Below are 12,140 nucleotides of genomic sequence, written 5' to 3'. Positions count from 1 at the left end.
AAGGAGGACCATCAGACGCAGCCGAGGCTGGCGCGGGTGGAGCGGCCGGTGACGGGGTTGGTGCCGGTGGCATCGAGGCAGAGCTTCTTCAGCACATCGGCCCGGAAGGGAACATTGGTGAAATCAGCGCCATCGATCTTCACCGCGTTGAACTTGGTGTTGAACGCGAAGGCATCTTCCAGTAAGGCGTCGCGCAGGTCGGTGCCATCGAGCACCGCGGAGTCAAGAGTCGCCTCACGCAGGTCGGCACCGTGCAGATCCGCATCCTGCAATTTCGCACCGAACAGGGTGGCCCCCCGCAGATCGGCACCGGAAAGATCGGCCTCGCGCAGGTTGGTGAGGCTGAAGGTGACCCCGCGCAGATCGCTGCCATGAAAATCGGCGCCGATCAGCACCTGCTTGGCATAGTCCATCGCCGCCTGGGCCGGCGCCGCCGGCAATAGCGCCACGCCCAGCGCCAGCACCAGCAGCAGCGAAGCAAGCCAGGAACGGCAAGGAAGTCCGGCGCGGCAGCGCAGCGGGGAGGCCATGGCAGCAAGGGACAGAGAGGGAACCCTAGGAACACACGCCTTGGCCCTTCGTGAAAGGAGCCCGACCGCAACAGAGCGCCGACCGGGCGCGCAGCCGTTGCACCGTGCCCGGCCGCTGGGCGGAGCAGCGGGCGCTGCGGCTGCTGCAGACGCGCGGCTGGCGGCTGCTCTCTCAGCGGTGGCAGTGCCGATGGGGCGAACTCGACCTCGTGCTGCTGAAGCCGGGCCGGTTGCTGCTGGTGGAGGTGAAGGGCCGGCGCCGCAGCGGTGCCGATGGCTGGGGCAGGGCCAGCGTGAATCGACGCAAACGGCAGCGGCTGGCGGCCGCCTGGTCGTGCTGGCTGTGCGAACACCCCTGTTGGAGGCACCTGCCGGTGGAAGCGGTGTGCGCGCTGGTGCCGCTGCCACCGGCCCGGGCACCGGTGTGCTGGCTGCGGCTCGAATGGTGAGCGCGGGTGGTCCGCTCAGGGGCTGGACAGGCCAGCGGGGGCGGGCGTGCTCGTGCCGGGAACCGACGGATCGGGAACGGTGAACTCCACCGTGCAGCGGTAGCGGGTGTTGTCCATTCCCACCGAAAAGTCTTCGCAGCGCGTGCTGGTGACCGTGGCGCCCGCCGGCACCTGCTGCATGGCCCTTTGTTTGGCGTTGTCACGGTCCCAGACGGAATCGGCGGTGGCGCTGCCAGCCAGCGCCGGACCACTCAGCAGGGGCATGGCCAAAGCGCCGATCCAGCCGACCCAGGCCAGTGAATGACGGCCAGGGTGCGCTGTTTGCCGCGCCCGGCTTCGAATGAGCGCTGCAGGGCTCACGGCAGCCGGCGGGACGCCAGCGGACCTTGAGGTCAGCGGAATCACAACGGCCTCAGGGAAGCCAGCCGTGGCCGAAGCCGCCGATGCCACTGGCTCCACCCGCTCTGCGGGCTCAGCGTGTTCAACGGGTGCCATGGGTTCAACGCGTACCAATGCAGCCATCGCCCGGTCCCCGTCACTGCACCTTCTCTAGCCGCACCGGAAGGCAATGTGGGAGATCTCACGCCCAGGGTCATGACCTTCAGCGGCCACCGGGCCCGCAAACGCTTCGGCCAGCACTGGCTCACCGATGCCGGCGTGCTCGATCGCATCGTGCAGGCGGCCGAACTCGACGTCCACGACCGGGTGCTGGAGGTGGGGCCGGGCCGGGGGGCGCTGACCGAACGGCTTCTGCAAACCCCCCTGGCCAGCCTCACGGCAGTGGAACTCGACCGCGACCTGGTGGTCGGCTTGCGCCAGCAGTTTGGCGGCGATCCCCGCTTCTGCCTGCTGGAGGGGGATGTGCTTGAGCTTGAGCTGCCGTTGGCCACCAAGGTGGTGGCCAACATCCCGTACAACATCACCGGTCCGCTGCTGGAGCGGCTGGTGGGCCGGCTCGACCGCCCTGCCACTACGGCGTACTCGCGGCTGGTGCTGCTGGTGCAGCAGGAGGTGGGGGAACGCATCCGCTGCCGTGCAGGCAGCAGCGCCTACAGCGCCCTGAGCGTGCGCATGCAGTTGATGGCCCGCTGCAAGGGCGTGTGCGCCGTGCCCCCTCGCTGCTTTCAGCCGCCGCCCCGGGTGCACTCGGAGGTGATCGTGATCGAGCCCTTGCCACTGGCGGAGCGGCTGCCCGTTTCCGTGGCCGCCACGGTGGAGCGGCTGCTGCGGCGCTGCTTCGCAGCCCGGCGCAAGATGCTGCGCAACACCCTGGCGGGCCTGCTGCCGGCGGAGGCGCTCAGTGCCCTGGCCGCTGGTGCCGGCATCGATCTGCAGCAGCGCCCCCAGGACCTGGAGCCCCAGCGCTGGGTGGCGTTGGCGGAGGGCTTGAATCAGGCCGAAGCCTCGGCGCCAGCCGCCCCTCTCAGCGCAGACAAGGCGAGCCTCCATCCCGATCCGTAGCCCAACGCAACCCATGGCAGCACTGAGCCGCAGCCTCACCGTTCTTGCTCCCGCCAAGATCAACCTGCACCTCGAAGTGCTCGGGTTGCGGCCGGATGGCTTCCACGAGCTGGCGATGCTGATGCAGAGCATCGATCTGGAAGACCGGCTGATCCTGCACGAACGGGACGATGGCCGCCTCCAACTGAGCTGTGACTGCCCGGGACTGCCCACGGACGGCACGAACCTGATCAGCCGCGCCGCCCTGCTGCTGCAGCAGCGGCTGGAGGGGCCGCTGCGGGGCGCCGACATCCACCTGGAAAAACGCATCCCGATCGGAGCCGGGCTGGCGGGAGGGTCGAGCGATGCGGCTGCCGCCCTGGTGGGCCTGCACCAACTCTGGAACATGAATCTCCCCCCGGCGACCCTGCTGGAACTGGCGGCGGAGCTGGGCTCCGATGTGCCGTTCTGCCTCGCCGGGGGGGGCCAGCTGTGTTTCGGGCGGGGAGAGCAGCTGGAGCCGGTGCCGGCGGCAGACGATCCCCTGGCCGTACTGCTGATCAAGGATCCAGCGGTGAGTGTGTCGACGCCGTGGGCCTATGGGCGCTGCCGGGAGTTGCGCGGCGACTTCTACCTCGACTGCGAGGCCGACTTCGAGCAACGCCGGGAGCACCTGCGCGGCGGCCCGCTGCTGGCCGCCCTGCGGGGGGAGCGCGGATTGCCGCCCCTGCGCAACGATCTGCAGGCCGTGGTGGAGCCGGAGCAGGCCAGCGTGCGCGAGGGCCTGGCTCTGCTGCGCGGCCTGGCCGGCACCCTCGGCGTGGCGATGAGCGGATCCGGGCCCAGCCTGTTCGCTCTGTTCAGCAGCGCCGCTGAAGCCGCTGCGGCCCAGCAGCAGCTCGCTCCGGCCCTGCAGGCCGCGGGGTTCGACGCCTGGTGCTGCCGCTTCACGCCGGCAGGTGCCAGGGTCATCAGCGATCAGGCCATGCCCCCGGCCGGCTCCGTCCCCGATCCCGACGCCCCACGATGAGCGACCCCCAGCAGACCGACCCCGGCAGCACCTCCGGCAACAGCTCCAGCAGCGGCATGCCAGCGGCCGCCGCCTCACCCACCGCTCCGCCCCGCAAGGGGCCGCTCAGTTTCCTCTCCGGTGCCGTCACCAGCGGCGCCCTGGCCTGGGTGAGCCTGCTGCTCAGCCAACGGGTGGTGACCTACTTCGCCCTCCATCCGCCGCACTACAGCAAACCGTTCGCCCAGAGCATCGGCACCGCCATGAAGACCCTGATCGTGGGCATGAGCTTCCTGGCCACCTTCAGCTTCGCCTTCGTGGGCCTGGGCCTGTTCCTGGTGTTCATTCGCAGCCTCTTGCCCGCCAGCTCCACCGAGCCTTCCTAAGCTTGCTGCCACCACCGGTTCCCCCACCGCTGCGATGACCCCTCACGATCTCGGCCTGCTGGCCCTGCTGCTCTCGCCGGGGATGATCCTGTCGGTGCTCCTGCTCGCCACCTTCGCGGCCGGCGGCTGAGCGGCACCGGCTTCACCCTGGCAGCCCTCAGACCAGCGAGCCTGCACCTCCCCTCCAACGCAGCGAGGCTGCGACTGGCGGGCCTGAGATAAGTTGGCCCCACTTCCGGCACCTGCGCCGGGTCCGCATCTCCCCTGTGGCAGAAACCCTTCTGTTCAACGCCCTGCGCGACGCCATCGACGAGGAGATGGCAAAAGACCCCACCGTCTGCGTGTTCGGCGAAGACGTGGGTCAGTACGGCGGCTCCTACAAAGTCACCAAGGACCTCTACGAGAAATACGGCGAGCTGCGCGTGCTCGACACCCCGATCGCGGAAAACAGTTTCACGGGCATGGCCGTGGGTGCAGCCATGACCGGCCTGCGGCCGATCGTGGAGGGCATGAACATGGGCTTCCTCCTGCTCGCCTTCAACCAGATCTCCAACAACATGGGGATGCTGCGTTACACCAGCGGCGGCAACTACACGATCCCCACGGTGGTGCGCGGCCCCGGCGGAGTGGGGCGTCAGCTCGGGGCTGAACACAGCCAGCGGCTTGAAGCCTATTTCCATGCCGTGCCCGGCATCAAGATCGTTGCCGTCAGCACCCCCACCAACGCCAAGGGCCTGATGAAGGCCGCTATCCGCGATAACAACCCCGTGCTCTTCTTCGAGCACGTGCTGCTGTACAACCTCAGCGAGGAGATCCCTGAAGGCGATTACATCTGCGCCCTTGATCAGGCCGATGTGGTGCGTGAAGGCAAGGACGTAACCATCCTCACGTATTCCCGCATGCGCCACCACTGCCTCAAGGCAGTGCAGCAACTCGAAGCCGAGGGTGTTGATGTGGAGCTGATCGATCTGATCAGCCTCAAACCCTTCGACATGGAGACGATCAGCCGATCGATCCGCAAGACCCATCGGGTGATCGTGGTGGAGGAGTGCATGAAAACCGGTGGCATCGGCGCCGAGCTGATCGCCCTGATCACCGAACACTGCTTCGACGATCTCGACGCTCGTCCCCTGCGCCTCTCCAGTCAGGACATCCCCACCCCCTACAACGGCGGTCTGGAGAACCTCACGATCATTCAGCCCAGCCAGATCGTGGAGGCCGCCCGGCGCCTCAAAGCAGGCACCCTCTGAGATGGCACGCCAGCAAGGATGGGTGGCCCTGATCCTGGCCCTGGCGATTGCCGCCGGGGTGGTCCTGGTCACATTTCCGCTTCAGCTCGGCCTCGATCTGCGCGGCGGCAGCCAGCTCACCCTCCAGGTGATGCCGGCCGGCGCGATTCGGCAGGTGCAGGCCGAGCAGCTCGAAGCGGTGCAGGAGGTGCTTGATCGCCGCATCAACAGCCTCGGGGTGGCCGAATCCACCCTGCAGCGCGTCGGCGATGACCAACTGCTGCTGCAGCTGCCCGGTGAGCAGGATCCCAGCCGCGCCGCCAGGGTGCTGGGCACCACGGCCCTGCTGGAGTTCCGGGTCCAGAAACCCGGCACAGAGCAGCAAATGCAAGGGTTGCTGCGCCTGAAAACCCAGGCCTCCGCCGTGCTCGGCCGGCTGAAGAACAGGCGCCCGGCTGATCCTTCCACCCCCGGGCTCCCTCCGGGCGCCACGCCCCCGCCAGCCCCCAGCTTCCCCGCTGAGGAAATGGCCAAGGCCTTCAGCGCCCTGGGCCTGGAAGTGCCGGCGGGAGCCAGCGAAGCCGACCAGCTCGAACTGCTCCTGGCCGAAGTGAACAAGCGGATCGTGGCTCTCTATGAACCGGCCGCCTTCACGGGCCGTGATCTCACAGGAGCCGGTCGCCAACAGCAGACCAATGGCCCCGGCTGGGATGTGACGTTGAACTTCAACCGCGCCGGAGGGGAAGCCTTCGCACGCCTCACCCAATCGATCGCGGGCACCAACCGACTGCTCGGCATCGTGCTCGATGGACGCTCGATCAGCGAGGCCAGCGTGGGCGAACAGTTCAAGGCGGCTGGGATCACCGGTGGCGCCGCGAGCATTTCCGGCAACTTCACCGCCGAAGAAGCCCGGGATCTGGAGGTGCAACTGCGCGGTGGCTCCCTGCCCCTGCCGATCAAGATCATCGAAGTGCGCACCGTGGGGCCCACGCTCGGGGCCGAGAACATCCGCTCCAGCCTGGTGGCGGCTCTGGGCGGCCTGGCGCTGGTGGCGGTGTTCATGGTGGTGGTCTATCGCCTGCCCGGCTTCGTCTCGGTGCTGGCCCTGCTCCTCTATGCCCTGTTCAACCTCGCGGCCTACGCCCTGATTCCGGTCACGCTGTCGTTGCCGGGCATCGCCGGCTTCATCCTCAGCGTGGGCATGGCGGTGGATGCCAACGTGCTGATCTTCGAGCGGGTGAAGGAGGAGCTGCGCGGCGGCAACACCCTCATCCGCTCGATCGACACGGGTTTCTCGCTGGCCTTCTCCTCAATCATCGATGGCCACGCCACCGGCCTGATCAGTTGCGTGGCCCTGTTCGCCCTCGGCACGGGCCTGGTGAAAGGCTTCGCCGTCACCCTGGCGATCGGCCTGGTGCTGAGCCTGTTCACCGCACTCACCTGCACCCGCACCCTGCTGCGGCTGCTGATGAGCTACCCCTCGCTGCGACGCCCCACCTACTTCCTCCCGGGCAGCGAGCTTCCCTCCCCTGCCGCCTGAATTCCCATGAGCCCCACAGCCGCGGATTCAGTTCCGGCGATCCGTTACTTCCGCATCAATCGCCATCGCCGTCTCGCCTGGGCCGCCTCAGGAGCGGCTTGCCTGCTGAGCCTGATTGGCTTGCTGCTCAGCTGGCTGAATCCGTCGATCGGCCTGCCGCTGAGGCCAGGCCTCGACTTCACCGGTGGCACCCGCATCCAGCTGGAGAGGGCCTGTGGTTCCAGCTGCACTCCGCTCACGGCGCCGCAGGTGGAAGAGCAGCTTGCCCGGGTGAAGCTGCCCGAGGAGGCCGGGGTGGCCGCACCCCAGCTCGAGCGCGCCCCTCTGCAGGTGCTTGATGGCGGCCGCTCGATCGACCTGCGCATGCCCACCCTCAGTGCCGATCAGAGCACGGCCCTGATCGACCAGCTCAGCAGCCGGATTGGCCCGTTCCTTCCGGGAGACACCTCGGTGGAAACGATCGGTCCCACCCTGGGTGTCCAGCTGCTGAGGAGCAGTCTGGTGTCCCTGCTGGTGAGTTTCGCGGCCATCGCCGTCTACATCAGCTTCCGCTACGACCGCCTGTTCGCCTCCCTGGCCATCCTCTGCCTCGGCCACGATGTTCTGATCACGGCCGGGCTGTTCGCCTGGCTGGGCCTGGTGCTGGGCGTGGAGGTGGACTCGCTGTTCGCGGTTTCGCTGATCACGGTGGCTGGCTATTCCGTCAACGACACCGTGGTGGTGTTCGATCGCATCAGGGAGCAGAAATCCCTGCTCGGCCACCTTCCCATCGAGGATCAGGTGGATGTGGCCGTGGATGCCACGCTCACCCGTTCGCTCTACACCTCGCTCACCACCCTGTTGCCGCTGCTGGGCATGATCTTCTTTGGCGGCAGCAGCCTGTTCTGGTTTGCCGTGGCGCTCGCCACTGGAATCGCCGTCGGGAGTTGGTCGAGCATCGGCGTGGCGCCCACCCTGCTCAGCCTGATCACAGCATCGAACCGGGCGCGCAGCCCGCTGGCATGAGCCGCATTCCCTTTGTGCCGGTGGTGCTCGTGCTGCTGGCGCTGCTTGAACTCAGGACCGAATTCCTGCTGCTCAGTGATCACTTCACCATGGCCGCCGTGATCGCCGCGGTGAGCCGCCATCCCCTGCCGATCGGCGTGCTGGTGCTGGCGCCTGAGCTGTTCAACCGCTTCCGCTGAACGCAGCAAGCGTGTGGATCGCAGCGATCCGTGGGTTGGGCAGCGATCACAGCCACACTTCGCCCCCTGCCTGGGAAACCAGCTAAGGCGCTTCCAGCGTCCAGCGGTCCATCACCTGTTCCACCAGCACCTTCTGGCAGATCACCTGCAGCACCACCACCAGCGGCAGGGCCAGCAGCACCCCGGGCAGGCCCAGCAGGGCGCCCATGCAGAGCTGGGCCATCAGTGCCACTGTGGGCAGCATGTTGACCGTACGGCTGAGCAGCACGGGCGTGAGCACGAAGGCTTCCAGGTTCTGAAGCAGCAGGCGCAGCAGCAGCACCTGCAGCACCTTGGCCGGGGAAATCAGCAGGGCCACCGCCAGTGGCAGCAAGGTGGCGGCCGTGGGACCGATCGTGGGCACAAAGGTGAGCAGGCCACACACCAAGGCGCTGAGCAGGGCCAGCGGCACCCTCAGCAGCGCCAGGCCGGCCCAGGTGAGCAGAAAAACGGTGACGGCGGAGATCGTCATGCCAGCCAGCCAGCCGCCCATGGCCTGACGGCAATCGTGCAGCAGGCTCTCCATGCCGGGGCGGGCAAAGCGCGGGGAAACGGCAAGCAGCAGGCGCTGGTGGCTGCGGGGATCGAGCGCGAGCAGCAAAGCCAGCAGCACCATCAGCAGCACCTGGATGGTGGTATTGGCGGTGCTCCCTGCCACCCCCAGCAACTGGGTGCCGAGCGGTTGCAGCCTGTCCAACGTGGTGAAACTGGCGAACTGCTGCTCGAGGCTCTGGAACCCCTTGATCCCACCGGCCAGTTCCCCCAAGCGCTGCACCAGCTCCGGCACCAGGCGCGTGAATTCACCGGCCTGCTCCACCAGCTCGGGCAACAGCAGCTCCGACACCTTCCAGCCCAGCAGCACCAACACCAAGAGCACCGACAACAGGGCGGTGGGCCGGTTGATCGGCAGCCGCCGGCGCAGCTGGGTGACCGGCACATCGAGCGCTACGGCCAGCACCACGGCTCCGAACAGCACCAACAGCACCCAGCGGAGCTCCCAGAGGAGCAGCCCCAGCACCACGAGGCCCAGGAGTCCGAGCACAGCGCGAGGCTTCATGAAAGCCGACGCTGAAGCTGCCAGGGGTTGAGCACGTCGTGGATCAGTACTTCACGAATGATCACCTGTAGACACACCGCCAACGGCAGCGCCAGCAACAATCCGATCGGTCCGAACATCACCGTGAACAGGAACTGGGCGCACAGGGTGAGGCCGGGCAGCAACTTGAGCTGGTGATGCATCACCGAAGGAGTGATCACATAGCTCTCCAGATGCTGGATGACCAGATAGAGGCCAAGCACCGCCACCGCTTTCCAGGGGGCATCGAGCAGCGCCACCGACATCGGAAAGATGGTGCTCAAGGTGGGTCCCACATTGGGGATCACGTTCAGCAGGCCGGCCAGCAACGCATTGGCCACCACAAGATTCACCCCCAGCAGCCAGAGGCCGATGCCTGAGAGCAGCGCCACGAAGCAGGAGCTGATCAACACCCCCACCATCCAGTCGCTGAGGGCGGTGCCGCAGAGTTCGAGCACGCGGCGGAAGCGGCGACGGTAGAAGGAGGGCACCAGCAATACCGCCACTTCCCTGTAGGCGGTGGGTTGCACCGCCACCATCAGGCTCACGGCCACCACGAACAGCAGCTGCACAGCGCCGCTGCCGAGATTTCCCGCCAGACCCAGGAGCCGCATTGCCCCCTGGCCGATCCCGCCGGCCAGGGCGGCGGTGCTGTCCCCGCCGGCCGGCAACAGGGAGGTCAGCCACCCGAAATCAAGGCGGGTGTCCTGCTGGCCATAGATTATCGTCCCCCCCCAGGAGAGGGTTTCGCGGCCCATCTTCAGCAGCAGCGCGGCGGCGGCGGGCACCTTGGTGAGCAGCAGTCCGAACTGCTCGGCGAAGGGGGGGATGAGCACCGCGATGGCCACGGACAGCACCACCACCAGCCCGAGCACGCTCACCAACAGCGCCAGCGAGCGGTTGCAGCGCAACCGTTGCTGCACGAATCCCACCAGGGTGCAGATCGCCATGGCCAGCACCACGGCGGCAAAGACCTGAATCACCACACCGCGCAGGCTCCAGAGCAGTGCGGCAGCGGCGATGGTGGCGGCGAACCCAAGCCAGTTCCCGAAGTTCAAGCCGGATCCGACTCCGCAGCAGGGTCTCCAGCGTCAGCCTCGTCGTCCTGGCCGGCGAAGCCAAGGCCGTGGCCCGCGGCATAGCGCTCCGCGAAACGCATGAAGCGCTCGAAATCTTCTTCGTTCTTCCAGGTGTAGGTGGCTTCGATGGCGCTGGCGCGGCCGTTCACGAAGCGAGCCTTCACCTCACGGGTCACGAGCTCCCCCTCTTCATCAAGGAGGAACATGCCGGTGATGTCACCAATGCTTTCGGGGGCCAGTGCTTCCGGCTCCTCGAACACGAACATCGCCTGGCCGGTGCGGCCGTCGCGGGAGCGGGTCAGCCGGATGTCGGGAATCACGGGTTCGTCCACCCCGCGGAAGAACTGAATAGCCGTCATCGCAGAGGGGTGGAAAATTCGATCCTAGGCAGAGCCGGATCGGCGCTTCACGGTGCGTCGTCTCCGACCCGTAGGGCTCGGCTGACATAGTGGGCAACACGCTGGCCCTGCTCTGGCTGGCTGAACGCCATGCTTTCCGGACCACCCGCCTCTGCCACGGTCACAGCCGATCAGCTGCTGGAGCGGTTCCTCAGCGCTTCCCCACGGCAGCAGCGCAGCCTGCTGGCCCAGCTGGAGGCACGTCGCACCGAGCTGCGCCCTCTGCTGATCGATCGCTTAGCGGGGCTTGATGCCAGCGGCGACGACTGGGTGCCGGGCGCCTTGATCCACTGGCTGTTGAGCGAGACCGACCCCCTGGCTGCCGATTTCCGCGGCCGGTACCCCCAGGGGTGGCTGGAAACCCCTACCGGCAGCGGCATCGACTACCAGCCTCTGCAGGCGGCCCTGAGCGAGCAGGCCTTCGAGCTGGCCGATCGCTGCACGAGCTCGATCCTGCGCCAGCTGGCCGGGCCCGCCGCCGAGGCCCGCGGGTACGTCTATTTCAGCGAGGTGCCACCGATCAGCGGCATCGATCTGCAGACCCTCGACCGGCTCTGGCTCTGCTATTCGCGCGGACGCTTCGGCTTCTCCGTACAGGGGCGCCTGCTGCAGGCCTGCGGCGGCCGCTGGGAGCGGTTGTGGCCCAAGCTCGGCTGGAAGGAGGAGGGCCTCTGGACCCGCTACCCCAAGGCTTTCACCTGGTCGCTGGAGGCACCGGATGGGCATATGCCCCTGATCAACCAGCTCCGGGGCGTGCGGCTGATGGATGCGCTGCTCAGCCATCCGGCGCTGCAACAGCGCGTGAAGGGTGTCGCTGAGGGCAACGGCGCACGGCGTTAGGGTCAAGCCAGAGCGGAAAGCGGAGTCGATGCCCCGGCCATTGGTCCCATCCCTGCGCTGGACCGATTTCATCACCCCTTCCACCCTGCAACTGGCGCCGCTCCTGGAGCTGCTGTTGGAGCCGATGCGCAGGGCCCACAACCTGGCCCAGCTTCAGCTTGGCTTGCAGGAAGCCCTGGTGAACGCCGTCCGCCATGGCAACGGCGGCGATCCGGGCAAGTGCCTGCGCATCCGTCGCATCCAGACCCCGCGCTGGATGATCTGGCAGATCCAGGACGAAGGCACGGGCGTGCCGACAGCGCGGCGCACCAGCGTTCTGCCGGAGGAACCCGGCTCCTGCTGCGGCCGTGGTTTCTTCCTCATCCACCACTGCTTCGACGACGTGCGCTGGAGCGACCGGGGCAACCGCCTGCAGCTGGCGGTGCAGATCCGGCCCGAACGGGGCTGAGTGCTCAGCAGGGTCCTTGGTTGGTGCCCACGACCTGAGGATCACTGCCTGCGGATCGCTGCCGGATCAACACGACCGGATGATCCCTACCGGGAGCCGTGCCCATGGCTCGGGCAGCCGGGGTCGCTTCGCTCCCCTTTCAGCCAGCCCAGGCCGTGCTCCAGCAAGGCGATCGCCTCCGCATGGGCGACAGGGTCGCGGCGGTGGGCCGGACTGGCCTCGCTGAGCAGATGCACCAGCGCCGAGGCGATCTGCTCGGCCGCGCGCCTTGGCTTCTGGCTCTTGTGCGCATGCCAGTCGCGGCCATCAATCACCAGCAGACGCTGCAGCTGCTCGGCCAGCTCACGGCTGCCCGGCGGCCATCCGGTTGCAGGGCCAGTGCCGGAGGAGGGCTCTGTGCTGGTGGCGGTGCCGGTGGAGGGGCCGGTGGAGAGGGCAGAGCTGCCGGAGTGCATCGGCACTGGACGAAACCAAGGGGAGGGATCCATCCTGGC

Annotated in this window: 16 protein-coding genes; 10 read left to right on the top strand and 6 right to left on the bottom strand. The window is 67.5% G+C overall.

Annotated features, from left to right (window positions below):
- Window positions 1-11: 11 nt before the first annotated feature.
- Complete coding sequence (locus ACWJI3_RS12230) at window positions 12-530, bottom strand: pentapeptide repeat-containing protein (RefSeq protein WP_255141145.1); 519 nt, start codon at window positions 528-530, stop codon at window positions 12-14.
- 50 nt (window positions 531-580) lie between these two features.
- Here ACWJI3_RS12230 and ACWJI3_RS12225 point away from each other — a divergent pair, with 50 nt between their 5' ends.
- Window positions 581-979 carry a YraN family protein gene (locus ACWJI3_RS12225; protein WP_255141146.1) on the top strand — a complete coding sequence of 133 codons (399 nt, stop codon included), beginning with the start codon at window positions 581-583 and terminating at the stop codon, window positions 977-979.
- Between the two features lie 15 nt (window positions 980-994).
- On the opposite strand, the gene ACWJI3_RS12220 is transcribed toward ACWJI3_RS12225, so the two are convergent.
- A complete protein-coding gene (locus ACWJI3_RS12220) occupies window positions 995-1,243 on the bottom strand; it encodes a hypothetical protein (RefSeq protein ID WP_198948297.1) in 249 nt (82 codons plus the stop codon).
- A gap of 330 nt (window positions 1,244-1,573) precedes the next feature.
- Between ACWJI3_RS12220 and rsmA the strand changes: the two genes are divergently transcribed.
- The 7 genes from rsmA to ACWJI3_RS12185 all read left to right on the top strand — a co-directional run bounded on the left by rsmA (window position 1,574) and on the right by ACWJI3_RS12185 (window position 7,767).
- On the top strand, window positions 1,574-2,440 hold the full coding sequence (gene rsmA, locus ACWJI3_RS12215) for a 16S rRNA (adenine(1518)-N(6)/adenine(1519)-N(6))-dimethyltransferase RsmA (RefSeq protein WP_255141147.1): 867 nt from the start codon (window positions 1,574-1,576) through the stop codon (window positions 2,438-2,440).
- 13 nt (window positions 2,441-2,453) lie between these two features.
- Window positions 2,454-3,449, top strand: coding sequence for a 4-(cytidine 5'-diphospho)-2-C-methyl-D-erythritol kinase (ispE, locus tag ACWJI3_RS12210; protein ID WP_255141148.1), 996 nt, complete (start codon window positions 2,454-2,456; stop codon window positions 3,447-3,449).
- A 56-nt stretch (window positions 3,450-3,505) separates the two neighbouring features.
- A complete protein-coding gene (locus ACWJI3_RS12205; protein ID WP_094513478.1) occupies window positions 3,506-3,814 on the top strand; it encodes a DUF3082 domain-containing protein in 309 nt (102 codons plus the stop codon).
- A gap of 266 nt (window positions 3,815-4,080) precedes the next feature.
- Window positions 4,081-5,064: a pyruvate dehydrogenase complex E1 component subunit beta gene (locus tag ACWJI3_RS12200; protein ID WP_255101252.1), complete on the top strand. Its 984-nt coding sequence runs from the start codon at window positions 4,081-4,083 to the stop codon at window positions 5,062-5,064.
- Window position 5,065: 1 nt separating this feature from the next.
- Window positions 5,066-6,583, top strand: coding sequence for a protein translocase subunit SecD (gene secD / locus ACWJI3_RS12195; RefSeq protein WP_255141149.1), 1,518 nt, complete (start codon window positions 5,066-5,068; stop codon window positions 6,581-6,583).
- A 6-nt stretch (window positions 6,584-6,589) separates the two neighbouring features.
- Entirely contained in the window at window positions 6,590-7,588 is a 999-nt protein-coding gene (secF, locus tag ACWJI3_RS12190) for a protein translocase subunit SecF (RefSeq protein WP_255141150.1), read from the top strand.
- Window positions 7,585-7,767 carry a hypothetical protein gene (locus ACWJI3_RS12185; RefSeq protein ID WP_255101255.1) on the top strand — a complete coding sequence of 61 codons (183 nt, stop codon included), beginning with the start codon at window positions 7,585-7,587 and terminating at the stop codon, window positions 7,765-7,767. The genes secF and ACWJI3_RS12185 overlap by 4 nt, the downstream gene beginning before the upstream one ends.
- 82 nt (window positions 7,768-7,849) lie before the next feature.
- Here the strand turns inward: ACWJI3_RS12185 and ACWJI3_RS12180 are convergent, their stop codons facing one another.
- The 3 genes from ACWJI3_RS12180 to psb28 are packed head-to-tail and all read right to left on the bottom strand — an operon-like array spanning window position 7,850 to window position 10,319.
- Window positions 7,850-8,863 (bottom strand): AI-2E family transporter, encoded by a 1,014-nt coding sequence (locus ACWJI3_RS12180; RefSeq protein ID WP_255141151.1) that lies wholly within the window; start codon window positions 8,861-8,863, stop codon window positions 7,850-7,852.
- The gene (locus tag ACWJI3_RS12175; protein ID WP_255141152.1) at window positions 8,860-9,939 is read right to left on the bottom strand and encodes an AI-2E family transporter; all 1,080 of its coding nucleotides are present in this window, start codon (window positions 9,937-9,939) and stop codon (window positions 8,860-8,862) included. Before ACWJI3_RS12175 ends, ACWJI3_RS12180 begins: the two co-directional genes overlap by 4 nt.
- On the bottom strand, window positions 9,936-10,319 hold the full coding sequence (gene psb28, locus ACWJI3_RS12170) for a photosystem II reaction center protein Psb28 (RefSeq protein ID WP_255141153.1): 384 nt from the start codon (window positions 10,317-10,319) through the stop codon (window positions 9,936-9,938). The genes ACWJI3_RS12175 and psb28 overlap by 4 nt, the downstream gene beginning before the upstream one ends.
- Window positions 10,320-10,448: 129 nt before the next feature.
- On the opposite strand from psb28, the gene ACWJI3_RS12165 reads away from it, so the two are divergent.
- Window positions 10,449-11,198 carry a GUN4 domain-containing protein gene (locus ACWJI3_RS12165; protein WP_255101258.1) on the top strand — a complete coding sequence of 250 codons (750 nt, stop codon included), beginning with the start codon at window positions 10,449-10,451 and terminating at the stop codon, window positions 11,196-11,198.
- A 28-nt stretch (window positions 11,199-11,226) separates the two neighbouring features.
- Window positions 11,227-11,646 carry an ATP-binding protein gene (locus ACWJI3_RS12160; RefSeq protein WP_480203817.1) on the top strand — a complete coding sequence of 140 codons (420 nt, stop codon included), beginning with the start codon at window positions 11,227-11,229 and terminating at the stop codon, window positions 11,644-11,646.
- Window positions 11,647-11,732: 86 nt separating this feature from the next.
- Here ACWJI3_RS12160 and ACWJI3_RS12155 read toward each other — a convergent pair whose 3' ends face one another.
- The gene (locus ACWJI3_RS12155; protein ID WP_480203816.1) at window positions 11,733-12,134 is read right to left on the bottom strand and encodes a DUF6439 family protein; all 402 of its coding nucleotides are present in this window, start codon (window positions 12,132-12,134) and stop codon (window positions 11,733-11,735) included.
- Window positions 12,135-12,140: the final 6 nt, after the last annotated feature.

The sequence above is a fragment of the Marcopretia estuarina LEGE 06307 genome, assembly GCF_056633115.1.
The sequence above is the reverse complement of the archived record's forward strand: the minus strand, read 5'-3'. Positions and strand labels throughout refer to the sequence as shown.